Below are 22657 nucleotides of genomic sequence, written 5' to 3' on the forward strand. Positions count from 1 at the left end.
AGGGAGGAAAGGCACGGACATGAGCACACGTAAGAACACCCGACTCGCTGTCGCGGCAGTCGCGGCAGCACTCACGCTCGCGGCATGCGCACCGTCATCGGACGACGCCTCGGCCGACGGCGGCACCATCGAGGTCGGCGTCATCACATCGAAGTCGGGTCCCCTCGCGGCGTACGGAAAGGCATACCTCGACGGACTCGAGGCGGGCCTCGACTACGCCACCGATGGTTCGGGCAAGGTCGACGGCACGAAGATCAAGATCACCGAGGGCGACGACGCCGCCGACGTCGACAAGGCGGTGCAGCTCTCCAAGGAGTACATCGGCGACGGCGTGAAGATCATCGCCGGCACTGCGTCCTCCGGCGTCGCCCTCGCACTGGCCGAGCAGGCCAAGCAGAACAAGGTCCTCTACATCTCCGGCCCGGCGGCGGCCGACGCCGTGACGGGCATCAACGACTACACGTTCCGTTCTGGACGTCAAAGCTTCCAGGACGTCGCCACGGCGGCCACCTTCCTCGACGAGGTGCAGGGCAAGACGATCACTGTGCTCGCGCAGGACAACGCTTTCGGTCAGGGCAACGTCGCGGCGGTCCAGGCGGTCCTCGGGGCCGACGGCTTGGGCGGCAACGTGAAGCCCGTCCTGGTCGCCGAGGACGTTACCGAGTTCACCTCCTTCGCCCGCCAGGTCGTCAACACCAAGCCCGATCTCGTGTTCGTCGCGTGGGCGGGTGCCACCTCCGGCAGCTTGTGGCAGTCGCTGGAGCAGCAGGGTGTGTTCGACGCTGCCCCGGTCGTGACCGGCCTCGGTGACATCGCCACGTACGGGGCGTACGGACCGGCCTCGGAGAAGATCAGCTTCCTCAGCCACTACTTCGGCACGGCGAGCGACAATGACGTCAACAAGGCCCTCGTCTCGTACCTCGAGGAGAAGGGCAGCAAGCCCGACCTCTTCTCGCCGGACGGTTTCGTCGCCGGTCAGATGATCGTCCGCGCGATCGAGGAGGGCGACGGCGACGTCGACGCCATGGTCAAGGCACTCGAGGGATGGTCGTTCGACGGCCCCAAGGGCAAGACCACGGTGCGCGCGAGCGACCACGCGCTGGTCCAGGACATGTTCCAGGTGAAGCTCGTGGCTGACGGAGACGGGTTCAAGCCAGAGCTGGTCGCGGCCGTGCCGTCCGACCAGGTCGCCCCGCCCGAGGCCCCGTGACGGTCCGACTCGGACAAGGAACAACGACGAAATGACGGCACCAGCCACGCCCGCGCTCGAGATCCGCAGCCTTGGCCTGCGGATCGGAGGAGCGACCATCCTCGAGGGGATCGACCTCGCCGTCGACCGCGGTTCGATGGTGGGGATCATCGGCCCGAACGGCGCAGGCAAGACCACGCTGTTCAACGCGGTCTCTGGTCTGATCACCCCCACCGACGGATCCGTGCTGCTCGACGGCAAGGACATCACCACGATGCCGGTCGCGAGCCGGGCACGGGCGGGACTGGGCCGTACTTTCCAGACCTCGAGCCTGTTCCCCGACCTCAGCGTTCTCGAGAACGTGAGGTTGGCGGCGCAGGTCTCGCGAGGAGGCAGCCTCTCGGTCGTCCGGTTCCCCCGGCGCACCGACGCCGCGACCAAGGCGGCGCTCGACCATCTCGACGAGGTCGGGCTCGCCGACAAGGTGGACGTCCTGGCAGGCGGGCTCTCGCACGGCGACAAGCGCAAGCTCGAGATCGCCATGCTCCTCGCCTCCCACCCGTCCGTCATCCTGCTCGACGAGCCGATGGCGGGCGTCGGGTCCGGTGACGTCGCCGGCCTCAGCGCGATCATCCACTCGCTGCACCGCGACAAGGGGTGCACCGTCCTGATGGTCGAGCACCACATGGACGTGCTTCTCGGCCTCGTCGACAAGGTGGCGGTCCTGCACTTCGGACACGTCCTCGCGTACGACACACCCTCGGCAGTGATGGCCGACCCGACAGTCCAGAACGCCTACCTCGGGACGAACGCATGACCATGACAGACAGCGACCCGGTGCTCGTCGTCGAGCATCTTGCCGGCGACATCGACGGTCAACAGGTGGTGGAGGACGTCAGCCTCACCGTGCCGCCGTACGGGGTCACCGCGGTCCTCGGCCGCAACGGCGTCGGCAAGACCAGCACGCTGCGGAGCATCCTCGGCCTCATTCACCGCACAGGCGACATCCGGCTCGCCGGTGAGCGCATCGATCGGCTGCCGACGTACAAGATCGTGCAGCGCGGAGTCGGCTACGTCCCCGAGGACCGGGAGGTCTTCTCGAAGCTCACCGTCGCTGAGAACATCCGGCTGGCTGAGCGGACGGCACACCCGCGGCGCGACCTCGTCGACGCCTTGTTCCCCGACCTCGTCGCCCGGAGGGATCAGATGGCAGGAACGTTGTCGGGAGGCCAGCAGCAGATGGTGTCGCTCGCCCGGGCCCTCATCAACGACAACCAGATCCTTCTCGTCGACGAGCCGACGAAGGGCCTCGCTCCGCGCGTCGTCAACGAGGTCGCTGAGGCCCTCCAGGAGGCGGCGAAGACGGTGCCGATCCTCCTGGTCGAGCAGAACCTCGACGTCGTACGACGCCTTGCCGACGCGGCCGTGGTGATCGAGAGCGGCCGTGTGGTCCACACCGGCGACGCCACGGCACTGCTGGACGACGACGAGCTGACGACACGGCTCCTCGGCGTCCACGGCGAGACGACGAGCGAGGTGACCCGATGAGCACGGTCGTCCTGCTCGCCGTGACCGGATTGGGACTCGGCGCCCTCTACTTCCTCGTCGCCTCGGGCCTCTCGCTGATCTACGGCCTGATGCACGTCCTGAATTTCGCGCACGGCAGCTTCCTCACACTCGGCGCGTTCCTCGGCTGGATGGTCGCTCAGCAGATCGACGCGACGAGCTGGCTCGGGTTCGCGACGTCGATGCTGGTGGGAGCCGCCGTTGGTGCGCTGGTGGCTGCGCTCACCGAGCTCGTCCTCATCCGGCCGCTGTACGAGCGCCACATCGAGCAGGTCCTCGTCACCGTCGGCCTCTCGCTGGCGACGGTGGCGCTGTTCGAAGGCATCTGGGGGTCGGACCCGCGCTTCATCCGTGGCCCCGCATGGCTGGACGAGACCACAGGGATCGCCGGCGCCCGGATCCCCAACGACCGGTTCGTGGTGATCGCGGTCGCCGCCATGGTGCTCATCGCGATCGTGATGTTCCTGCGGCACACCCGCTACGGGATGATCATCCGCGCCGGCGTGGAGAACCGCGCGATGGTCACCGCCCTCGGGATCGACGTCCGTAAATCGTTCACGCTCGTCTTCACCATCGGTGGCGCAGCGGCCGGACTCGGGGGCGTCCTCGCGTCGCACTACTTCGGCTACGTGTCGCCTAGCCTCGGCGGCTCTCTCCTGATCTTCGCGTTCATCGTCACGGTGATCGGCGGGCTGGGCTCCCTCACGGGCGCGGCCGTCGCCTCCGTACTCGTGGCCATGCTCCAGCAGTTCGCCAACTACTACCTGTCCGGGACCGGCGACTTCGTGGTCGTCCTCGCGCTTGCGGCCGTGCTTCTCGTACGGCCTACCGGACTGATGGGAGCCCGCGCATGAGCCGCCTACGGATCGGACCCGTCGTCGGCGGTACGGCGGTGGTCGTCGTCATGGCCATCCTGCCGCTGGTCAACCTGCAGATCCCGGGCGTCCTGCCGGGGCCCACCTACCAGCCCGGCGCGTTGAGCCTGCTCGCGCTGTGCATGGTGTTCGCCGCCCTCGCACTCTCTTACAACCTGCTGCTCGGCACCGCGGGTCTCCTCTCGTTCGGTCACGCGCTGGCGTTCGGCGCGGGCGCGTACGGCTTGGGGATCGTCCTCGAGCACACCGGCCTCTCGCTGTGGTCGGCGCTGCTGGTGACGCTGGTCGGCGGCTTCGTGCTGGCTCAGGTGACGGGGGCGATCAGCCTGCGCGTCACCGGCATCCCGTTCGCGATGGTCACCCTCGCCTTCGCCCAGGCCGGCTCCGTGCTCGTCCGTCGCAACCCCGGCGGGGCCACCGGCGGTGAGGAAGGCCTCAGCCTCCCGACCGACCACGTCCCGGACTGGATGGTCGGGGTCGCGAACACGCGGAACCTCTACTGGCTGACGCTGGTGATGCTCGTCCTCGTCTACGTGATCGTCGTCTGGATCGATCGTTCGCGGGTCGGCCACGTCGCTGCGGCGACGCGCGAGAACGAGCTGCGCGTGCGGGTCCTCGGGCTTTCGCCGTACGCCGCGAAGCTGATGGTCTTCACCGTCGCCGGCGTGCTCGCCTCGCTGACCGGTGCGACCTACCTGCTGCTGCAGAGCGGCGCCGTCCCGCGTTCGGTGTCGGCCGACCTGACGATCACGATCCTCGTGATGGTCGTCCTCGGCGGAGTCGGATCGCGCTGGGGCGTCATCGTCGGGGGCGTCCTCTACACGCTGCTGAACCAGCGCCTGTCGGTGTTCGCCCACTCCGATGCGGTCGAGTCACTGCCCGATGTGCTGCGGGTCCCGCTCTCCGAGCCGATGTTCATCCTCGGCACCCTGTTCATCCTCGTGGTCATGTTCTTCCCCGGCGGCATCGCAGGGGCGACTGCGGCGGCGACCCGTACGCGGTCTCGGCACGAACGCCCGCGCGAGGAGTCTTCGCCGGCAGAGTCGGCGGCATGACCCACGCGACGTGGCAGAGTGCCGACGCGGGTGCCCACACCATCGGGCGATGGCTGACCGACCGCGCCCGGCAGGAACCCGACGCCGTCGCCATCGACGATCGGGGCGTCACCATCACGTACGGCGCACTCGCCCGTCGCTCGAGCGACCTCGCCCGTACCCTGCAGACTGCCGGGTACGCCCCGGGTGACCGGGTCGCGACGCTGACGGGGAACTCGATCGACCACGTCGTCGTCTTCTTCGCCTGTGCTCAGGCGGCGCTTGCGCTGGTCCCGCTGTCGTGGCGTTTGACCGCGATCGAGCTCGCCGACCTGCTCGAGAGGGTGGACCCTGCGATCCTCCTCGTCGAGGACGAGTACTCCGCGCTCGGCCGCGACGCCGTGTCGCGGCTAGGGACACCGCCGCCCGTGGCCGAGCTCGGGACGACAGGCGTGGAGGCGGCCGTCCCGCTGTCCGTACGAGCGGACGCGGCCAACAACTCCGGCGTCGCACACCGGCCGGTGCGCGACGACGACCCGCTGCTGATCATCGTCACCTCGGGCAGTGCGGGGCAGCCCAAGGCGGTCGTCCTCACCCACGCGAGCTGCTTCTGGAACAACCTCGCGCTCGGACAGGCTGTCGAGATCACCTCCTCCGACGTCGTCCTGGCGACCCTGCCGCAATTCCACGTCGCCGCCTGGAACATCCAGCCGCTCCTGGCCTGGCGCGCCGGCGCGACCGTGGTGCTCGAACGCTCGTTCCAGCCGTCGCGTGTCCTGAGCCTGATCACCGAACGACGGGTCACGGCGATGATGGGGGTGCCGACGCAGTACCTCCTCCTCGCGGAAGATCCTGCGTTCGCCGACACCGACGTCTCGAGCCTGCGCGCAGCCATGTCCGGCGGGTCGGCGATGCCGTACGGGCTGTGGCGACGGTGGGCGGATCGCGGTGTCGGGATCGCGCAGGGCTACGGCCTTACCGAAGCCGGCCCGAACGTGCTGATGCTGCGCGCCGACGAGGCCGAGGCGAACCCCGGGTCCGTCGGGCACCCCTACCCGTACGTCGAGGTCGGGCTGCGCGACATCGTCACCGGGACGGACGTGGTCGGTCCAGGCACCGGCGAGCTGTGGGTCCGAGGGCCGAGCCTTTTCGTCGGCTACTTAGGTGATGCCGGCTCGTCAGCAGAAGCACTCGTCGACGGACGACTGACGTCGGGTGATCTGGCCGACCGCGACGCGGCAGGTCGTTTTCGGATCGTCGGCCGGTTGAAGGACCTCTACATCAGCGGCGGGGAGAACATCGCGCCCGCCGAGATCGAGGCGGCGATCGCGTCGCACCCCCTCGTGGAGCAGGTCGCGGTGGTCGGTGTCCCCGACGAGGTGTGGGGTGAGGTCGGCGCCGCGTTCGTGGTGCCGCGATCTGGCGCTCCCCTCACTGCCGAGGAGATCCGGACCTACCTCCGAGGGTCGATCGCCGGGTTCAAGATCCCGAAGTACGTGCACGTACGCGCGACGCTTCCGCGTACCGCGCTTGGAAAGATTGTCCGGCCGCGACTGCAGGCGGACGCCATGGCAAACAGGGGGCAGGCATGAGTGCCACAGAGGACTTCGGGCTCGACGAGGTGGAGACGGTCTCGTCTGCCCAAGGGAAGCCGCTCGGGAAACGAGGCGAGGCAACACGTGCGCGGCTCCTCGTTGCTGCGGAGGACGTGTTCGCCGAGCTCGGCTACCACGAGGCCTCGATCGTGAAGATCACCGAGCGTGCCAGCATCGGGCTCGGCACCTTCTACCTCTACTTCGAGTCGAAGCAGGCCATCTTCGAAGCCCTCGTCGTCGACCTGAACCGTCGGGTCCGACGCTCGATGGCGGAGGCGATGGAGGGAGCGCAGAACCGCCTCGAGGCCGAGCGCGCCGGGTTTGCGGGGTTTTTCCAGTTCACCGCCCAGCACCCCGCGCTGTATCGGGTCGTCCGCGAGGCCGAGTTCGTGTCGCCGGAGATGCTGCGCCTTCACTACACCCGGATCGTCGAGGGATACCGCGCCGGTCTCGCGAAGGCGCAGGCGGCAGGCGAGATCAGCGACATCGACCCTGAGGTCGCGGCCTGGGCGCTGATGGGCATGGGTGAGCTCCTCGGCATGCGCTACCTGCTGTGGGAGCGCAACGCCGACGGCAAGCCGCCCTCCCACGTCCCGGACCACGTTCTCACCGAGATGATGCGCCTCGTCAACGACGGCTTGGCCCCGAAGGAGACCTCATGACCGATCGTCCCGACCGCACGCTCCAGGGCCGCCGCGCCGTCGTCACCGGAGGTGCCAGCGGAATCGGTCTCGCCTGCGCTCGCACGCTCGCCGAGCGCGGTGCCGAGGTGACCGTCGCCGACGTCGATCCCGACGCGACCGCCCGGATCGCCGACGAGCTCGGCGCGCACGCGTGGGTGGTCGATCTGGCGGACACGACGGCCCTCGACGAGCTGGCCCTCGACGCCGACATCCTGGTGAACAACGCCGGGGTCCAGCGGGTGAGCCCGATCGCGAAGTTCGCACCCGAAGATTTCCGGCTGATCCAGCGGCTGATGGTCGAGTCGCCGTTCCTGCTGGTGCGCGCTGTGCTTCCCGGTATGTGCGACCGGGGATGGGGGCGGATCGTGAACCTGTCGAGCGTGCACGGGCTGCGCGCCAGCGCGTACAAGGTCGCCTACGTCACCGCAAAGCACGGGATCGAGGGACTCTCGAAGGTCGCCGCGCTCGAGGGTGGCCCGTACGGAGTCACGAGCAACTGCGTGAACCCCGGGTACGTTCGCACTCCTCTCGTCGAGAAGCAGATCGCCGATCAGGCGGCCGCGCACGGCATCCCCGAGGACGAGGTCGTGGAGAAGGTGATGCTCACCGAGTCCGCGGTGAAGCGGCTCATCGAACCCGAGCAGGTTGCCTCCCTCGTCGCGTGGCTGTGCTCCGACGACGCGGCGATGGTGAGCGGTGCCTCGTACACGATGGACGGCGGGTGGACCGCCCGATGACGCGCCCGTACCGCACGATCGACGTTCCGGTGCCCGGCGGCGACCTGCGGGTCGGGGTCTGGGACGCAGGCGACCCCTCAGCGCCCACCCTGCTGCTGGTGCACGGGGTCACCGCGTCGCACCGGTCATGGGACCTCCTCGCTGAGCGGCTCCCCGAGGTCCGTCTGGTCGCCCCCGATCTGCGCGGCCGCGGTCGCAGCAACGGCGTCGAGGGGCCCGCGGGCATGACGGCGCACGCGCGGGACCTGGTCGCCGTGCTGGACGCCGTCGGTGCCGATGCGGTCACCGTGATCGGGCACTCGATGGGTGGCTTCGTCGCGTGCGTGCTCGCTGACCAGTTTCCGGACCGAGTAGGCAGCCTTGTGCTGCTGGACGGCGGGCTCCCGCTGGACGTCCCCGAGGGGCTCAACGCAGACGAGGTGATCGCCACCGTTCTCGGGCCGACCGCCGAGCGGCTCGCGATGGAGTTCGCCGATGTCGAGGCTTACTTCGCGTTCTGGCGCAGGCACCCCGCCTTTGCCGACGGCTGGTCTTCGGAGCTCGAGGACTACTTCGCGTACGACCTGGTCGGGGAACCACCGGCGCTGCGGGCGGCAACCAGCTACGCGACGATGTCCGAGGACACCGTCGACCTCAACGCAGGCGCCGCCCCTGCGCAGGCGATCGCGCACCTGCGGCACTCGACACTCTTTGTCACGGTGCCCCGAGGGCTGCTCGACGAGAAGCCCGGCTTGTACGCCGACGAGCGGATCCCCGCACTGCTCGCCGACAAGCCCACGATCCGGCACCACCGGGTCGACGACGCCAACCACTACACGCTCGTCCTGTCGGCACGCGGCGCGGACGCGGTCGCAGAACTGGTGCGTGACGAGGTTGCCTTGACCACCCCAGAAACATCCCACCCGTGAATTCAGACTGTCCGAGCCCGCCAGGCTCTGCCACACTCCGTCTACCCGGTCGACAGCGACCCGGCTCTAGGAGAAGAGGCTGCCATGGACTCCGTGACCAATGACTTCGGAGATGTCCTTCTCTGGTCCTTCTGGTTCTTCATCTGGATCGCCGCATTCATGGTGTGGGTCCGGTGCCTGTTCGACATGTTCGGCGACCACACGCTCAGCGGCTGGGCGAAGGCCGGATGGGCAGTGCTCCTCATCTTCGTGCCCTGGGTCGGCGCTCTGATCTACCTCATCGCACGCGGCCGAAGCATGACCGAACGGCAGCAGGCCAAGGCCCAGGAGCTCCAAGCCGCCCAAGCCGACTACATCAAGCAGGTTGCCAGCACCTCGACGTCGGCAACCGACCAGATCGCCAGCGCCAAGGCGCTCCTCGACTCCGGCGCCATCGACCAGGGCGAGTACGAGACCTTGAAGGCCAAGGCCCTCGCGTGACGCCGGCGGCATCACCCGCATCGGGTGATGCCGCAGCGTTCGTGCCGCCGAAGAGTGAGAGCCCTATCGATCAAGGGAGCTCGCCATGTCGGACGACAGCAACACCCCCGACCCTGACATCAACGCGGCCGTCGTCTCCGACGGCGCCTACACCCTCCTCGTCGCAGACTTCAGTGACACCAGCGCGGCATGGGAGGCGTACGAAACCCTCAAGGCCACCGAAGACGGCCGCACTGTCGAGATCGAGGGCGTGGTCGTGGTGACCCGCTCGGCCGAGGGCAAGCTGGCAGTACAGAAGGCAACCGACCACAGCACGAAGACCGGGCTCAAGTGGGGCGTGGTCGGGGGCATTGCGCTCGGCGTGATCTTCCCGCCATCGATCCTCGGGACCGCGGTCGTCGGCGGATCCGCGGGCGCCCTCGTCGGCAAGCTGCGTCAGCGCCACCACCACGGCGAGCTCGAGCAGCAGCTCGAGAACGCCATCCCGCCCGGACACTCCGGCCTGCTCGCGCTCGTCTCCGACCCCGGCGCCGTCAAGATCCGGAAGGCTCTCGAGCGGGCCGACGCCATCATCGAGTCCGCCATCGACACGGTCGAGGCTGATGACATCAAGGCGGCGGCCAAGCAGGCCCAGCAGGATGAATGAAGAAGCCGTGCTGCAGGCGAGCCGGACTGCGGGACTCGCCACTCTGGTCATCGGCGCAGCGTTGCTTGTCGGTCAGCCCCGGTGCGAGCGCGAGATCGACCAAGCCGAGCCTCCGCGCCGCGACCGACGACGACCGCGGTAAGGCTGCCAAAACCTTGCACGCGCTCGGACGCTGATCTTCGACCTCAGCGAGCCGCGCACACCTTCCGCATGTGCACCCGCCGGAACGGGTCTTCCGCAGCAACGCGCGTGATCTCGAAACCGTGCCGCTGATAGAAGGCGATGTTCTCGACCATCGTCTCGTGGGTGTAGAGGCGGACCTCGTCGTACCCGCGACTCGTCGCGCGGGCCTCGGTCCAGGCCAAGATCCCGCGGCCGAGTCCCCGCGACTGCCGCGCAGGTACGACCGCGATGTTCTCGACCAGGAGGTGGTCGCCTCCCCCGCGGGTCACGACAACAGCGACGAGCTCGCCGGCCTCGCGTACGACGTGGACGTCCCCGTCCTCGATGTCACGCGCGTAGTCGGCGTTCATCGGTGCCGGCTCCTGCCCCATGCGCGGGACGTACGGCGCGTACGCGCTGCGCACCAGCTCGCGTACGGCCGTCGCGTCCGCAGGCTCGGCGGGTACGGGAATCACGTCAGGCACGCACCTCACGATCCTCCGTACGCCCAAGCCGCGCAACGACCCCGGGCGCTGCCAGTCAGCTCACGAGCGGGTAGGACCCGAAGCGACCCCACGCGATGAAGGCCGCGAGGGCGAGGTAGCCCCCGGTGAGCACGACGAGCGAGGATTGCCCCAAACGGCCGTGAGTGATCATCGCGCCGACCATGAGGACGACCCAGCAGGCTGCAGTCACGGGTACGAGCACCGGCGCAGCACCGACAAGGGCGGGCAGGACGAGGCCCACGGCGGCAAGAAGCTCGAGGACACCGAGCGTCTTGACGAAGCCGACGCTCGCGTCAGCGGTCCATTCGCCGCCGTGCTGCGCGGCCAGCCTCTCCTTGGGGACGAAGGTCTTGGTCACGCCGCCGACCAAGGCGACCACGGCCAGCAGACCGGTGGCGATCCACAACACCACGTTCATCTCGATGGTCATGCCATGAAGACACCGGGCGATCGCTCCGTGTGACAGATCGCGGCGGCTACGCCTCGCGCGGGGTGTCGCGGGCGTACGCCTCCCACGACGACAGGATCGGGCCGGACACGTCCCAGCCCTCCGGCGCCTCGAAGAACTCCGGGTGGTGCTTCTCGGTGTACGCACGGATCTTGGGCGGCACGTCGTCGAGCCCGCGGATCGTCTTGCGGCTGTGCAAGCGCCCGGTCATCACACCGCCCTCGAGTCCCGAGCCGCCCATCCGCATCCACGGCCAGAACGGCGAGACCCGCGAGAAGCCAGCACGGAAGTGCGCCGAGGCGAGGTCGCGGTCCTCCAGCTCACGCTTGGACGTGTAGATGACGAAGTGCTCCGACGGATTGATCGTCGCGCCCGTCGACGAGCGCGGCCAACCCGACGGCGTGACCGGGTTCGGATATTCGTGAGCGTAGTCCCACTCCAGCAGCACCTCGTCCCCGTACACCGCCCACGGAAGGAGGAACGGCAACGACCCGTCGTCGGAGGCATCGACGTTCTCGTTCATCGCGACGCCGTGCTCCTCGGCGTCACCGACGAACAGCCTCGGCATCTCGAGGGTCAGCTCGCCGCCGATCTTGTCGTTGAGGAACGGGAAGACGTCGACGGTCTCACCGGTGAACGGGTTGTCCCAGGTCTCGATGACCTCACCCGTCCGCAGGTCGTAGAAGAACCCGGTCTCCTTGCCGCGCATCTGCAGCCGCTCGTCCGCGCCCTCGCCGACGAAGCGAACCTTCGTGATCCCGGTGCCGGCGTACCCGAACAACGGCTGCTGCCTCGACGTCCCAATCGAGGCGTACATCGTGCCGTGGAACGTCGAGATCAAAGGGTCCTCGCCGAAGGTCCCCCACGTCTTGCCGAACGCGTACAGGTTGTCTCGCGGTGATGCGGCCAGGTCGAGCGGTACGAAGCTGGTCACGGTGGGTCCCTTCGTCAGCGCCGCCCTCCGCGGGCGGCGGTGGAGGGACGCTAGCACCGTGCGGTGCCTCAACGGGTCTGGCGCATCAGCTCGATGCCGAGCTGGGTGACGGAGTGCATCACGGAGTCGGTGTCGCGCCGACTGCTGATCAGCCCGGCCTCGCGCAGCGTACGAGTGTGATAGCTGACCGTCGCGGCCGAAATCCCCAGCCGGCGCGCGATCTCGGAGGTGGTGGCGCCGGCCGCGCAGGCCGCCAGCACGAGAGCGCGGCTGCCACCGATGAGGGCAGCAAGCGCCCGCTCCGGGTAAGCCGCGACGTGGTCCGCAGCAGTACGCGGCAGCGGATAGACGAGGACCTGCGGCAGCGACGGGTCTGCGAAGGTGACTGGCTGGTGCCAGCAGAAGTACGAAGGGACGAGGCGAAGCCCGCGTCCGCCGAGGTGGACATCGCGATCGTCGATGTGGTCGAGGACGCTGAGAACCGGCGGCTGCCAGCGGAACGCTGGGCCTAGACCTCGGAGAAGGCCATCCACTCCCCCATCCAGCAGATGGCGAGAGCGCACCGCCCGCTCGCCGTCGAGCAGGGCTTGCATCTCGCTGGCGACCGGCTCGATCACGACCTGGTGGTAGGCACGCAGCGTCTCGGTCAGGACACGTCGCTCTCGCGGCTCCGCGAGAGCACGCAGCATCGGCCCGTTTCCCTTGCGGAGATCGAGCCGTGAGATCTCTTGGGTGACCTGGCTCTCCGGGAGGGCGAGGATCGCGTCGAGCCCTGCGTCGAGGCTGTCCGCGCCCTCCCCAGGAGTGAGGAAGTCCGGGAAGTACTGGGCCCGCGGGTACAGCGGCATGAGCAGAGTGCGGACGGTGCGACCGAGTGCGGTGTCGCGCAGCGAATGAAGGGCGTGCTTGTGCCAGCGCTCGTGCGCCCAGCGCCCCCGGCGAGTCTGGAATCGGTGCAGGCTCGAGGCGATCTCCCACATCGGGTCGGGTTGGGCGGTGACCCTGGTCCGGGCAAGATCGAGCTCACTGAAGTGGATGCGAAGCACTGAATCCCCCTTGGTCAGGCTTCCGAGAAGAGTCACAGACTCAGGGACTCACCGCCCACCGCATTTCAAGCCTCGTCGAAATGGCTCCGCGGTCAAGCGCGTCCAGCAGATCGCGGGCATCACTGCCGACGGCGTCTACGGCCCGGGGACCCGGTACGCGATGCTGCACCGCCAGGATGCGTGGGAGGGCGACCAGGACCCCAACGTCTGCCGGAAGCTCTGAGCTCCTGACGGATCAGAACTCCTCACCGCCGGCGCCACCATCGGCGGGACGCGAGAGCGGCAAGCCCGGCGCCGGCGGTGTTGAGCAGGACGTCGTCGACGGAGGACACCCGGCCCTGTTGTGCGACGTACTGCGCGGTCTCGATCAGGACCGAGCAGACTGCCGCGACGGCGACGGTACGGGGGATGGACGCGAGCGCGCTGAACCGTACGGGGCGAAGAAACCGAGCGCCGCGAAGACCAGCAGGTTCCCGACGACCTGGTAGGGCGGCATGCTCGACAGGTCCCGCAGCGGCACGAGGCTCACCGTGCCGTGCGCGGCGCCGCCAGCCGGCCGCAGAGTGAGCCACACCCATGGCAGCGTCCCGCAGACGATGCCGATCTCGGCCAGCGTCGTACGCAGCGCCGGCCTGCTCACCGCTGCAGCCTCGGGTCGTGCGTGGGGTCGGCGTAGGTCTCCGGACACCCCTCGGCGATCGCGTCAGGACGCAGCTCGAAGTGCCACGGTTCGTTGCCGTAGATCCGGCACAGCCCGAAGGAGGCGCCGTGCTCGGTCAGCCATGTCACAGCCGACGACGGACCGATGTCGACCGCGTCGCCGTCCTCGTGCACCGAGGTGCCGGGACGCGCGACCCATCGCTCGGCCGCGTGGTCCGATCCAAACCGCGTGACTGCTTCCTGGAAGAGCTGCTTCTGGTAGCCGGTCGAGCGCCATCCGCTGGTGACCTCGAGCTCGACCCCGTCGTCGGCCGCTTCAGCCGCGGCCTCGCGCAGGGCGGCGAGGAGCTTCGGGTCGAGGTTCGCCACCGCCGCACGGGTCTGCTCCGGCGGATCAGCGGCCGGACTGCAGCCGAGACAGAGCACGGGCGCCGCGACGGCAATCGTCACGGCGAGGGCGCGTCTTGCGTGGTTGCGGGACATGCCACCAGTCAAAGAAAGGTGGTGTTGCCAGCACGTACGCGGATTTCGATACGGCGACGATAGGCGGCGGGTCCCTACCATCGGAGCATGCGCGTACTGGTCGTCGAGGACGAGCCCCTGCTCGCGGAGGCCGTACGCGACGGGCTCCGGCTGGAGGCGATCGCGGCCGACCTCGCCGGGGACGGCGACACCGCGCTGGAGCTGCTGGGCGTCAACTCGTACGACATCGCCGTGCTCGATCGCGACATCCCCGGTCCCTCCGGGGACGAGATCGCCCGACGCATCATCGCCTCCGGCAGCGGCATGCCGATCCTCATGCTCACCGCGGCCGACCGCCTCGACGACCTGGCCTCCGGGTTCGGGCTCGGTGCTGACGACTACCTCACCAAACCCTTCGAGCTGCGGGAGCTGGTGCTCCGGCTGCGAGCACTCGACCGTCGGCGCGCGCACATCCGACCTCCCGTACGCGAGATCGCCGGCCTGCGGCTCGACCCGTTCCGCCGCGAGGTCTATCGCGACGGCCGCTACGTCGCCCTCACCCGCAAGCAGTTCGCGGTGCTTGAAGTCCTCATGACAGCCGAAGGCGGTGTCATCAGCGCCGAGCAGCTCCTCGAGCGAGCGTGGGACGAGAACGCGGACCCGTTCACCAACGCCGTGCGCATCACCGTCTCGGCCCTGCGCAAACGGCTCGGCGAACCCGGACTGATCGCCACCGTCCCCGGCGTCGGGTATCGCATCGACACGCAGCCCGAGACCGAGCGCGAGGGAGGCGATCGTGGCTAGAGCGCCGGGTCTCAGTGTCCGCCTCAAGCTCACGCTCAGCTATGCGGGCTTCGTCATGGTCACCGGTGCACTGCTGCTCGCCACCGTGTGGGTGTTCCTCCTGCGCTACGTGCCCGATCGCGCGAACCGCGGCCCCGGCCCCTTCACGCCCACGCGCTCCGACCTGCTGGAAGCCTTCGCGCCGAGAGCGGCCCAGGCGCTGGTGTTCCTGCTCGTCATCGGTGTCATCGGGGGCTGGCTTCTCGCGGGACGGATGCTTGCTCCCCTGACCCGCATCACCAACGCCACCCGCCGCGCGGCGACCGGGTCGCTCTCGCACAGGATCGAGATGGAAGGCCGCCAGGACGAGTTCCGCGAGCTCGCCGACTCCTTCGACACGATGCTCGGGCGCCTCGAGGCCCAGGTCGCCGAGCAGCAGCGGTTCGCCGCGAACGCCTCGCACGAGCTGCGTACGCCGCTGGCGGTCACGCAGACACTCCTCGACCTCGCCCGGAAGGATCCGAGCCGCGACCCCGCCGAGCTCGTCGACCGCCTCTACGCCGTGAACACCCGGGCGATCGACCTCACGCAGGCACTGCTTCTGCTCAGCCGGGCGGATCAGGGCTCGTTCACCCGAGAGCCCGTCGACCTGTCCCTCCTCGCAGAAGAAGCCACCGAGACGCTCCTTCCCCTCGCGGAACGGCGCGGCATCACCCTCGAGACGTCCGGCGACGTCGCGACGACAGTCGGCTCACCTGCACTGCTGCTGCAGATGACGACGAACCTCGTGCACAACGCGATCGTCCACAACTCCCCCGACCAAGGGAGCGTGCGGGTCACCACCAGCGTCCAGTCGTCGGGCGTGCTGCTCACCGTGGAGAACACCGGCGCGAAGCTCAGCCCGCACCTGGTCGCCACGCTCGCCGAGCCGTTCAGACGCGGCTCCGACCGTGTCCACGACGACCACTCCGGTGTCGGCCTGGGACTGGCGATCGTCGAGCACATCGGCCGTGCGCACGACGGCACCCTCAGCCTCACCGCCCGCCCGGCCGGCGGGCTCTGCGTCACGGTACGGCTCCCCGCCGCACCACCACGACGCGAGAGGTGACGAGGCGTCGACAGCAACGACCAAGGCCGCCGAAGGGATGATCGAGGGAGGACCGTCGAGGCCGAAGCACTGTCAGAGGCGGTACGCAGCTCCACGTCAGGAAGACCGTGAACGACGGGCAGCGGTGGACCACGCTCGCCCAGAGCTACGGCGGGGATCGCCGAGCCAGCCCGCACGAAAATCAACCTTCACACGGTCAGGGACTGGATGAAGTCCTGTCCCCATCGGTGCGCGCGTCGAAGCTCCGCCTCGAGCAGTGGGCCTTGGACTCCCGTGACGTAGAAGCTCGGACCGCGTCGCGCGTCGTTGAATCCTCGCTTCTTGAGCGACTTGTATGCCGCCTTGGAGGCGGTGCCAGGCGTGAAGCGTGTCTTGGTCGAAGTATCGATCGTGACAACCGGGAGGTCGGCGACTGGCTGGAGGACCTCGATCCACTCACGGACTCCCCGCGTGTTGCTCGCGGTTGATCCCTTGGTCCGAGCTTGCTCTCGCGTCCGTGGAGTGGGCAGCGAGAAGTCGTGTGTGGGCGCCGCGACGATCACGGCCTTCAACCCGGCCGGCAGGGTCGCACCCGCATCGCCCGCCGTCACGATCAAGGTCCGGCTTGCCCCGAGGACGTCGGTGAGCCCTTCGGTGATCGCATCCGCGATCGCCGAGGTGTTGCCGAAGTAGGACTCGGTGGCGATGAGGATGCTCACTCCTTGATCCGTTCGGTGGTAGGAAGCCACGCGACCGCGAGGGCTATGGCGCCGAACACGGCCAGAGCAATGCTCACGACGCGCCACGAGAGCGGCAGAATGGGTGTCTCGTGCTCGAAGACGACCGCGGTGAAGATCAACAGTGCACTGCCCACCACGAAGCAGGCCGTGGACCACCACCGCGCCCAACTCGCCCCGCGCCACGTTACTGCGAGGGCGGTCGCCCACCCCAACGCTCCGAGACCGAACACGCTGTACAGGAAGATCCAGGGCACGATCGGGTCGGGGATCTGGCCGTATGGCTCGTAAAGCTCGTGGACGCGTGACGCGACGCTGTCACCGGTCGCCTGGTCGACAGCCATCCAGATCATGGCGACCACCGTGGCGGCCAATCCGAGTCCCAGACAGATTGACAGCGCGACCCTTCGTGACGCCGTGCGTTCTGATGTCATCACAACCCCTTAATTGACAGTCACTATCAGTTGATGGTGACTGTACTGAGCCGCAGAGGTAGTGTCAACTAGTAGTGACTTGCAGTATGATGGGCCAATGGCACCGGGGCTGAGAGAGCGCAAGCGGCGCACGGCGATGGGCCACATCCAGCGAGTCGCCCTCGACCTGTTCGACGAACGCGGCTACCAGCATGTGAGTGTCGAGCAGATCGCCGAGGCAGCAGATGTGTCACCGTCCTCGGTCTACCGCTACTTCGGCACCAAGGAAGGGCTCGTCCTCGCCGACGACTTCGACGCCCTGAGCGACGTCGAACTTGCCGCGGTTATCGACCCCGATGACCTGGTCAGCACCGTACGAACCGTTGTTGCACGGTTCGAGCCAGGCCCAGACCAACAAAACCCCGACGACAGCCTTGCACGACGACGTATTCGCTACTTCTTCGACGAACCAGCGGTCCGCAAGGCCTCTTACGAGACTCTGGCCAACGCTGTCGAACGGATTGCTCCGATCCTGACCGCGTCCGGTGGCCTCACCACCTCGGAAGCTCGCGTCGTGTCCTCTGCCTTGGTCTTCGGCTACTTCTCAGCACTTGAGCAGTGGCACCGCGACCCGGCCGGCCGGCCGATCGCCGATGTCCTCGAGGCCGCTCTCGGAGCGCTACGCCGCCTCTAACCCGAAGGCGGGCACCCGTGGTCAGCGGAGGATGCGCCTTCGCTGACCACCGTGCCCGGCGCCCTCAGTAGCCGAGCCCGTGGCCGAACGGGAACAGCACGCCGGTGCCGTCCGCGCGTGGGATCGAGACCGGCAGCTTGCCGGTCGGGTTGACCTCACCGAACAGCACCCGTACGAGCGACTCGAGCTGGCCCACGGTGTAGCCGTAGGTGTCGAGCACGGTCGCGGCCTCCGGGAACGACGCGACGTCGTACGGGTTGCGCATCGCCGCGACGACGACCGGCTTCCCGGTCGCCAGCAACGCCTGTACGAGCGCCGTCTGCGCCACCGCTGCGGGGGTCGGCTGCCCGGTGTCCGCGTTGATGGCGTAGGCGTTGTTGGTCGACACGACCACGAGATCGGAGTTCTGCGCGGCGGCGACGGCATTGGCGATCGCCGTTGCCGACGGTGTCGTGCCGGACTCGAGGACCTGCGTCGTCGCGCCTCGCGCGCCCATCGCGTTCGCGATGCCCTGCGTGGTCCCGACGCCCCACCCGGCGACGAGGACGCGGCGCGGACCGGCCGTCAGCGGAAGCAGCCCGGCGTCGTTCTTGACCAGCGTCGTGGTGCGGTTGGTGATCGCTTGGGCGTCGGCCAGGTGCTGCGGCGCACCCACGACCTGCGTCGCGGCGGCCGGGTCGACGAACGGGTCGCGGAAGATGCCCTCGCGGTGCTTGTGCAGCAGGATCCGATAGACCGACTCGTCGAGCCGCTTCTTGCTGATCTCACCGCTACGGACCGCGTCGAGCACCGCCCCGTACGCCACGTCCATCTGCGGCGGGACGAGCAGCTGGTCGGCGCCGGCGAGGAAGGCCCGGACCGGCGCGACGTCCGGCGGGTAGGTCGACGTCGCGCCCTGCATGTCGAGCGCGTCGGTGACGACCAGGCCGTCGAATCCGAGATCGTCGCGCAACAGCCCGGTGAGGATCTTGTGCGACATCGTCGCCGGCACGCCGGGATCGATCGCCGGCAGGACGACGTGGGCGGTCATGATCGTGTCGATGCCAGCGGCGATCGCCGCACGGAACGGCGGCAGGTCGATCGCCTCCATCTCGGCGCGCGTGTGGGTCACCTCGGGGAGCCCGAAGTGGCTGTCCTTCCCGGTGTCACCGTGGCCGGGGAAGTGCTTCGCGACGGCCGACACCCCGCCGGCGCGGTAGCCCCGGACCTGCGCCGCGACCAGATCGGACACGAGCGCTGGGTCGGAGCCGATCGACCGGATCCCGATGACCGGGTTGTTGGGGTTGACGTTGACGTCGGCCACCGGCGCGTAGTCCTGCGTCACGCCGACCGCGTCGAGCTCGGTGCCGATGACCTGCGCTGACCGCTTTGCGTCTGCCGCCGAACGACCAGCACCCAGCGCCATGTTGCCGGGCATCTGCGTCGCGGGAGCACCGAAGCGCGCCACGAGCGCGCCGCCCTCCTGGTCGACCGAGATCTGCAGCGGGATGCGACGCGGCTGCGCGAGCGCAGCGGCCTGCAGACCGTTGGACAGTGTCGCGACCTGGGCCGGGTCGCCGATGTTGTCATCGTTGTTGCGTGTCGTGTAGTAGATGACGCCGCCGGGTCGGTACTTCGCGACAGCCTGGGCCGGGGTGTCGACTCCATACATCCGCTGGTTGATCGCCTTCGCCGCGTCGCTCGGTGTGTTCGCGTCGCGGCCGGCTACCTCGATGACGAAGAGCTGGCCGACCTTCTCCTCGAGAGTCATGTGCCGGAGCTGGGAGATGATCTTGCCCCGGTACGGCGCATCACCGGAGTGCCCTGGGCCGCCGGCCGTGGCAGCGGGTGGGCCGAACGCCGCGGCCAGCACCAGGGCCAGGCCGAGGATCAAGAGCCGGAGCGGCGTCCGGCTCTCGCGGATGGATGCTGACCGACCGAACATGAGCGCCTCCGGGAGTGGCCGTTCGTGTGATGCGGATCACACGAACAGTAGCGCTTGACGTTCCAGAAAGCACTACCTCAGATTCACAGTTACGTACCGGATCATCCACACGCGAGGCGCACACCTCGGCGCAGCGTCAGCGCGTGGCCAGCGCCCGTCCGGCAGCAAGGGCCGCATCCTCGGCCTCCTTCTTCATCAGTGCCGCCGACTCGAGGAACGCGTCGAGTGCCGGGTTGACGCCGACGAGAGTGACCTCGCGCTCGACGACGGTCAGCTCCGCCTGCCAGACGTCGGCGTCGTACGGGGGCAGTCCTCACCGACACGGGCCGCGAGAAGCTCGAGGCGCTCGGTGAGGCCTCGCGAACGATCGTCGCCTCACGACGACCGTCGCTGCGGCAGCCAGCGCGAGCGCGAGTCCCACGATCGTCAGGGCAGTCAGCGGCTCGCCGTACAGCGCAGCACCCCACAGCGTCGTCACCCCGGGCACCAGGAAGAGGAGGGCGTTGGTCGAGGTGATGCCAACGCGTTCAATGAGGGCCCAGTAGGCGCCGTACGCGCCGAGCGTCGCCAGAACCACGAGCCAGGCCACCGCCAACCAGAACTTCCCCGACGCCGGCGGTACGGCGTTCCCGGTGGCAACCGCAAGCACGCTGTAGACGACGGCCGACGCCGCGCAGTGCACGGCGAGCGCACGTCGCGCGGTCGTGCGGATGACGTCGAGGCGGGACACGAAGGTTGCGCCCACCAAGCTGAGCATCCCGAGAAGTGGCACCGCGTACGCCCACAGCGGCGCTTCGGTGCCCGGAGACGCCACGTCGGCCCAGGTGACGACGGCAACGCCGAGGAGCCCGAGACCGAGCCCGATCCACTGTCGCCGGCTCGTCATCAGCCCGAGCAGGGGTGCGGCGAGCGAGGCCACGACGAGCGGCTGGATCCCGTCGATCAGGGCCGTCGTGCCGGTGCTCACGCCGAGCGCGATCGCCCAATAGACGGTCAGCGTGTAGCCGGTCTGCGAGAGCAGGCCCACGACGACCTGGCCGACGAGCTCGGCGCCGGACCACCTGGCGATCGCGCCACGTCCCCCCGATCGCAGGAACGGAAGGAGGATCACCGCGACGATGAGGAACCGCCACATCAGAACGGTCAGCACCGACGTGTCCGACGCGGTCAGCTTGGCGCCGACGAAGCCCGAGGACCAGCACACGACAAAGCCGACCGCGAGGACGACGGTGACGAGAGGTGCGGATCGAGGTATACCGATCGGTTTATCTCTCATCTCCGCAGACTATACCGATCGGTGTATTCTGACCAAATGGAATCTGCCATCGGCTGGACCCCCAAGGCTCGCGCCGTACTCGCGGCTGCGTCCGAGCTCTTCTACTCCCAGGGCATCCACGCTGTCGGCGTCGATGCGATCGCCGAGCACGCTGGGGTGACGAAGAAGACCCTGTACGACCGGTTCGGATCCAAGGACCGCCTTGTCGTCGAATACCTCGTCGACCGCGAGCAGCGGTGGCGCGACTTCCTGCTCCCCCGGCTCGAGGCCGCAGGCACAGACCCCGCCTCCCGGCTGGCGGCGATCTTCGACGCCGTCGCGATCTGGTCGGGCGACCACGGCGGCAAGGGGTGCAGCATGATCAACGCGCATGCCGAGATCAGCGACCCGTCACATCCGGCGTACGCGGTGATCATCGAGCAGAAGCGGTGGACCCTCGCGCTCTTCGCGGACCTCGCCCGCGACTCCGGTGCCGCCGACCCCGGCGCGGTGGCGGAGGACCTGATGATCCTGCACGAGGGAGCCATGGTCACCGCGGGCATGGGGATCGTGCCGTCCGCGTACGACCGGGCGCGCGAGGCCGCGCTCAGACGCCTCCGCGCAGGCTGAGCGCCCGGGTCACTCTGTGGCTAGACTGCCGCCGTGCTCTCGTGGCGTTCGAAGAACTCGTTCTTGTCGATCTGTTCCGAGAGCTCGGTGCTGTCCATCGGGAGCATCGGGTCGATCGCCTCGATCGGGTCGATCGGTTCGGTCCTGTCTGCCGGGTCGCTCGGATCCGTGATGTCGGCCATGTCGATGCTCTCGCACCAGAGCAACTGCTCCATCCTGTGTCGGCAGAGCAACTGCTCGATCCTCAGCGACCAGAGCAGCACCTCGATCCTCAGCCGGCGCAAGAACAGGTCGGTGCTGAACCGCCGGCACTCTCGCTCGACGGGCTGACCCGCGACTCAGCCGCTGGTCGCGATCCCGGTCTCGTCGTCGTGGTCGCCGCGGACCCACGCGATGTGGCGAGCGGCGGAGTACGCGAGCACCGCCTTCGCGTCGCGGTCGATCGGATTGCCGAAGTTGCCGATGATGCGGTCGAAGTCGAGCGTCGCGAGCCGGTCCGCGATCGCTTGGACGACGGCGGCCGACAGCGGGATCTTGTTCGGATAGCTGCGCAGGAAACCCAGCGACGCGCGGTCGGGGTTCGGGAACACGGTGTCGCCGCTGAGCAGGAGGCCTCGCCCCGTGGAGTCGTCGGCCCAGTGCGCGACCGCGGATCCCGCGAAGTGGCCCCCGATGCGGTGCAGGCTCAGGCCGGGTGCGAGATCGACATCGTCCTCCCACACCGCGATGCGCTCCGTACGACGGCCGATCCACTCCGCGTCCGACGCGCACACGAGCACGGGCGCGTCGAGTGCATCGCCCCACGCGGTCTGGACGCCGAACATGTGCGGGTGGCTCGCGGCGACCGCCAGCACAGGACCGCGGTCGAGGATCCGCGCGGCGGTCTCGTCGTCGACGTAGCCGGGCGGGTCCCAGAGCAGCGAGCCCTGGGCCGTCGTCACGAGCTGGGAGGTCTGACCGATCCCGACCGTCGGCTTGGTCCTGATCTCCGCACGGCCCGGCTCGCGCTCGGCGACGACCAACTGCTGGCCGGCGGCGGCGAGGTCCGCGCTCGTGGTCCAGCGCTGCCCGTCCGCCGGCACCCACTGACGCTCGTCGGCGCAGATCGGGCACACCTCCGGCAGAGGCTCGCTGAACTCGACGCCACACGTGGCACAGATCCGCATTGCTCCCCCTCGCGGGTGCTCGTCGCTCGACCCGCAC

Annotated in this window: 28 protein-coding genes; 15 read left to right on the plus strand and 13 right to left on the minus strand. The window is 68.6% G+C overall.

From position 1 onward, the window contains the following. The first annotated feature begins 19 nt into the window (after window positions 1-19). From H4N58_RS13970 to H4N58_RS14020, 11 genes are all read left to right on the plus strand, one after another. Entirely contained in the window at window positions 20-1210 is a 1191-nt protein-coding gene (locus tag H4N58_RS13970; RefSeq protein ID WP_167250171.1) for a substrate-binding domain-containing protein, read from the plus strand. A 31-nt stretch (window positions 1211-1241) separates the two neighbouring features. Further along, complete coding sequence (locus H4N58_RS13975) at window positions 1242-2006, plus strand: ABC transporter ATP-binding protein (RefSeq protein ID WP_167004089.1); 765 nt, start codon at window positions 1242-1244, stop codon at window positions 2004-2006. After that, the gene (locus H4N58_RS13980) at window positions 2003-2737 is read left to right on the plus strand and encodes an ABC transporter ATP-binding protein (RefSeq protein ID WP_208322377.1); all 735 of its coding nucleotides are present in this window, start codon (window positions 2003-2005) and stop codon (window positions 2735-2737) included. The genes H4N58_RS13975 and H4N58_RS13980 overlap by 4 nt, the downstream gene beginning before the upstream one ends. Further along, entirely contained in the window at window positions 2734-3609 is an 876-nt protein-coding gene (locus tag H4N58_RS13985) for a branched-chain amino acid ABC transporter permease (protein ID WP_167004092.1), read from the plus strand. Before H4N58_RS13980 ends, H4N58_RS13985 begins: the two co-directional genes overlap by 4 nt. Further along, complete coding sequence (locus H4N58_RS13990; RefSeq protein ID WP_167004095.1) at window positions 3606-4685, plus strand: branched-chain amino acid ABC transporter permease; 1080 nt, start codon at window positions 3606-3608, stop codon at window positions 4683-4685. Before H4N58_RS13985 ends, H4N58_RS13990 begins: the two co-directional genes overlap by 4 nt. Further along, entirely contained in the window at window positions 4682-6256 is a 1575-nt protein-coding gene (locus tag H4N58_RS13995) for a class I adenylate-forming enzyme family protein (protein WP_167004098.1), read from the plus strand. Before H4N58_RS13990 ends, H4N58_RS13995 begins: the two co-directional genes overlap by 4 nt. Further along, window positions 6253-6921, plus strand: a complete 669-nt coding sequence (locus tag H4N58_RS14000; protein WP_167004101.1) for a TetR/AcrR family transcriptional regulator — start codon at window positions 6253-6255, stop codon at window positions 6919-6921. The genes H4N58_RS13995 and H4N58_RS14000 overlap by 4 nt, the downstream gene beginning before the upstream one ends. Next, window positions 6918-7679 carry a 3-hydroxybutyrate dehydrogenase gene (locus H4N58_RS14005; protein ID WP_167004103.1) on the plus strand — a complete coding sequence of 254 codons (762 nt, stop codon included), beginning with the start codon at window positions 6918-6920 and terminating at the stop codon, window positions 7677-7679. Before H4N58_RS14000 ends, H4N58_RS14005 begins: the two co-directional genes overlap by 4 nt. After that, entirely contained in the window at window positions 7676-8587 is a 912-nt protein-coding gene (locus tag H4N58_RS14010) for an alpha/beta fold hydrolase (protein ID WP_167004106.1), read from the plus strand. The genes H4N58_RS14005 and H4N58_RS14010 overlap by 4 nt, the downstream gene beginning before the upstream one ends. An 84-nt stretch (window positions 8588-8671) precedes the next feature. Further along, entirely contained in the window at window positions 8672-9067 is a 396-nt protein-coding gene (locus H4N58_RS14015; protein ID WP_167004108.1) for an SHOCT domain-containing protein, read from the plus strand. An 85-nt stretch (window positions 9068-9152) separates the two neighbouring features. Beyond that, window positions 9153-9713, plus strand: a complete 561-nt coding sequence (locus tag H4N58_RS14020) for a DUF1269 domain-containing protein (protein ID WP_167004111.1) — start codon at window positions 9153-9155, stop codon at window positions 9711-9713. 185 nt (window positions 9714-9898) lie between these two features. Here H4N58_RS14020 and H4N58_RS14025 read toward each other — a convergent pair whose 3' ends face one another. The 7 genes from H4N58_RS14025 to H4N58_RS14050 all read right to left on the minus strand — a co-directional run bounded on the left by H4N58_RS14025 (window position 9899) and on the right by H4N58_RS14050 (window position 13952). Beyond that, a complete protein-coding gene (locus H4N58_RS14025) occupies window positions 9899-10360 on the minus strand; it encodes a GNAT family N-acetyltransferase (RefSeq protein ID WP_167004114.1) in 462 nt (153 codons plus the stop codon). 55 nt (window positions 10361-10415) lie between these two features. Next, window positions 10416-10811 (minus strand): DoxX family protein, encoded by a 396-nt coding sequence (locus H4N58_RS14030; RefSeq protein WP_243842987.1) that lies wholly within the window; start codon window positions 10809-10811, stop codon window positions 10416-10418. 46 nt (window positions 10812-10857) lie between these two features. Beyond that, the gene (locus H4N58_RS14035) at window positions 10858-11763 is read right to left on the minus strand and encodes a DUF1838 family protein (RefSeq protein WP_167250169.1); all 906 of its coding nucleotides are present in this window, start codon (window positions 11761-11763) and stop codon (window positions 10858-10860) included. A 68-nt stretch (window positions 11764-11831) separates the two neighbouring features. After that, a complete protein-coding gene (locus tag H4N58_RS14040; RefSeq protein WP_167250167.1) occupies window positions 11832-12809 on the minus strand; it encodes a helix-turn-helix transcriptional regulator in 978 nt (325 codons plus the stop codon). Between the two features lie 245 nt (window positions 12810-13054). Then, the gene (locus tag H4N58_RS20695) at window positions 13055-13219 is read right to left on the minus strand and encodes a VanZ family protein (RefSeq protein ID WP_243845107.1); all 165 of its coding nucleotides are present in this window, start codon (window positions 13217-13219) and stop codon (window positions 13055-13057) included. After that, window positions 13177-13449, minus strand: a complete 273-nt coding sequence (locus H4N58_RS20700) for a hypothetical protein (protein WP_243845113.1) — start codon at window positions 13447-13449, stop codon at window positions 13177-13179. Before H4N58_RS20700 ends, H4N58_RS20695 begins: the two co-directional genes overlap by 43 nt. Then, window positions 13446-13952, minus strand: coding sequence for a D-alanyl-D-alanine carboxypeptidase family protein (locus H4N58_RS14050; RefSeq protein ID WP_243845075.1), 507 nt, complete (start codon window positions 13950-13952; stop codon window positions 13446-13448). Before H4N58_RS14050 ends, H4N58_RS20700 begins: the two co-directional genes overlap by 4 nt. Before the next feature lie 87 nt (window positions 13953-14039). Between H4N58_RS14050 and H4N58_RS14055 the strand changes: the two genes are divergently transcribed. Next, window positions 14040-14735, plus strand: coding sequence for a response regulator transcription factor (locus H4N58_RS14055; RefSeq protein WP_167004126.1), 696 nt, complete (start codon window positions 14040-14042; stop codon window positions 14733-14735). Beyond that, window positions 14728-15822, plus strand: a complete 1095-nt coding sequence (locus H4N58_RS14060; protein WP_167250163.1) for a HAMP domain-containing sensor histidine kinase — start codon at window positions 14728-14730, stop codon at window positions 15820-15822. The genes H4N58_RS14055 and H4N58_RS14060 overlap by 8 nt, the downstream gene beginning before the upstream one ends. 188 nt (window positions 15823-16010) lie before the next feature. On the opposite strand, the gene H4N58_RS14065 is transcribed toward H4N58_RS14060, so the two are convergent. Continuing rightward, the gene (locus H4N58_RS14065) at window positions 16011-16520 is read right to left on the minus strand and encodes a hypothetical protein (protein WP_167004132.1); all 510 of its coding nucleotides are present in this window, start codon (window positions 16518-16520) and stop codon (window positions 16011-16013) included. Next, entirely contained in the window at window positions 16517-16900 is a 384-nt protein-coding gene (locus H4N58_RS14070) for a hypothetical protein (protein WP_182397100.1), read from the minus strand. The genes H4N58_RS14065 and H4N58_RS14070 overlap by 4 nt, the downstream gene beginning before the upstream one ends. 169 nt (window positions 16901-17069) lie before the next feature. Between H4N58_RS14070 and H4N58_RS14075 the strand changes: the two genes are divergently transcribed. After that, window positions 17070-17645: a TetR/AcrR family transcriptional regulator gene (locus tag H4N58_RS14075; protein ID WP_167004137.1), complete on the plus strand. Its 576-nt coding sequence runs from the start codon at window positions 17070-17072 to the stop codon at window positions 17643-17645. 64 nt (window positions 17646-17709) lie between these two features. On the opposite strand, the gene H4N58_RS14080 is transcribed toward H4N58_RS14075, so the two are convergent. Both H4N58_RS14080 and H4N58_RS14085 read right to left on the minus strand, forming a co-directional pair. Then, window positions 17710-19569, minus strand: a complete 1860-nt coding sequence (locus H4N58_RS14080; RefSeq protein ID WP_167250159.1) for a glycoside hydrolase family 3 protein — start codon at window positions 19567-19569, stop codon at window positions 17710-17712. Window positions 19570-19882: 313 nt separating this feature from the next. After that, entirely contained in the window at window positions 19883-20845 is a 963-nt protein-coding gene (locus H4N58_RS14085; protein ID WP_167250157.1) for a DMT family transporter, read from the minus strand. A 36-nt stretch (window positions 20846-20881) separates the two neighbouring features. Between H4N58_RS14085 and H4N58_RS14090 the strand changes: the two genes are divergently transcribed. Continuing rightward, window positions 20882-21454, plus strand: a complete 573-nt coding sequence (locus tag H4N58_RS14090; protein WP_167250155.1) for a TetR/AcrR family transcriptional regulator — start codon at window positions 20882-20884, stop codon at window positions 21452-21454. A 20-nt stretch (window positions 21455-21474) separates the two neighbouring features. On the opposite strand, the gene H4N58_RS14095 is transcribed toward H4N58_RS14090, so the two are convergent. Together H4N58_RS14095 and H4N58_RS14100 are read right to left on the minus strand one after the other, a co-directional pair. Next, complete coding sequence (locus H4N58_RS14095; protein WP_182397101.1) at window positions 21475-21717, minus strand: hypothetical protein; 243 nt, start codon at window positions 21715-21717, stop codon at window positions 21475-21477. Between the two features lie 75 nt (window positions 21718-21792). Continuing rightward, window positions 21793-22620: a hydrolase gene (locus H4N58_RS14100; protein ID WP_167250151.1), complete on the minus strand. Its 828-nt coding sequence runs from the start codon at window positions 22618-22620 to the stop codon at window positions 21793-21795. Between the last annotated feature and the right edge of the window lie 37 nt (window positions 22621-22657).

The sequence above is a fragment of the Mumia sp. ZJ1417 genome, from assembly GCF_014127285.1.
Taxonomy (GTDB): Bacteria; Actinomycetota; Actinomycetes; order Propionibacteriales; family Nocardioidaceae; genus Mumia.

Bases quoted from the DNA above. Each gene is read 5' to 3' on its own strand.
- H4N58_RS13970 (WP_167250171.1), top strand. From the start codon at position 20: ATGAGCACACGTAAGAACACCCGACTCGCTGTCGCGGCAGTCGCGGCA.
- H4N58_RS13975 (WP_167004089.1), top strand. From the start codon at position 1,242: ATGACGGCACCAGCCACGCCCGCGCTCGAGATCCGCAGCCTTGGCCTG.
- H4N58_RS13980 (WP_208322377.1), top strand. From the start codon at position 2,003: ATGACCATGACAGACAGCGACCCGGTGCTCGTCGTCGAGCATCTTGCC.
- H4N58_RS13985 (WP_167004092.1), top strand. From the start codon at position 2,734: ATGAGCACGGTCGTCCTGCTCGCCGTGACCGGATTGGGACTCGGCGCC.
- H4N58_RS13990 (WP_167004095.1), top strand. From the start codon at position 3,606: ATGAGCCGCCTACGGATCGGACCCGTCGTCGGCGGTACGGCGGTGGTC.
- H4N58_RS13995 (WP_167004098.1), top strand. From the start codon at position 4,682: ATGACCCACGCGACGTGGCAGAGTGCCGACGCGGGTGCCCACACCATC.
- H4N58_RS14000 (WP_167004101.1), top strand. From the start codon at position 6,253: ATGAGTGCCACAGAGGACTTCGGGCTCGACGAGGTGGAGACGGTCTCG.
- H4N58_RS14005 (WP_167004103.1), top strand. From the start codon at position 6,918: ATGACCGATCGTCCCGACCGCACGCTCCAGGGCCGCCGCGCCGTCGTC.
- H4N58_RS14010 (WP_167004106.1), top strand. From the start codon at position 7,676: ATGACGCGCCCGTACCGCACGATCGACGTTCCGGTGCCCGGCGGCGAC.
- H4N58_RS14015 (WP_167004108.1), top strand. From the start codon at position 8,672: ATGGACTCCGTGACCAATGACTTCGGAGATGTCCTTCTCTGGTCCTTC.
- H4N58_RS14020 (WP_167004111.1), top strand. From the start codon at position 9,153: ATGTCGGACGACAGCAACACCCCCGACCCTGACATCAACGCGGCCGTC.
- H4N58_RS14030 (WP_243842987.1), bottom strand. From the start codon at position 10,811: ATGACCATCGAGATGAACGTGGTGTTGTGGATCGCCACCGGTCTGCTG.
- H4N58_RS14050 (WP_243845075.1), bottom strand. From the start codon at position 13,952: ATGTCCCGCAACCACGCAAGACGCGCCCTCGCCGTGACGATTGCCGTC.
- H4N58_RS14055 (WP_167004126.1), top strand. From the start codon at position 14,040: ATGCGCGTACTGGTCGTCGAGGACGAGCCCCTGCTCGCGGAGGCCGTA.
- H4N58_RS14075 (WP_167004137.1), top strand. From the start codon at position 17,070: ATGGCACCGGGGCTGAGAGAGCGCAAGCGGCGCACGGCGATGGGCCAC.
- H4N58_RS14080 (WP_167250159.1), bottom strand. From the start codon at position 19,569: ATGTTCGGTCGGTCAGCATCCATCCGCGAGAGCCGGACGCCGCTCCGG.
- H4N58_RS14085 (WP_167250157.1), bottom strand. From the start codon at position 20,845: ATGAGAGATAAACCGATCGGTATACCTCGATCCGCACCTCTCGTCACC.
- H4N58_RS14090 (WP_167250155.1), top strand. From the start codon at position 20,882: ATGGAATCTGCCATCGGCTGGACCCCCAAGGCTCGCGCCGTACTCGCG.
- H4N58_RS14100 (WP_167250151.1), bottom strand. From the start codon at position 22,620: ATGCGGATCTGTGCCACGTGTGGCGTCGAGTTCAGCGAGCCTCTGCCG.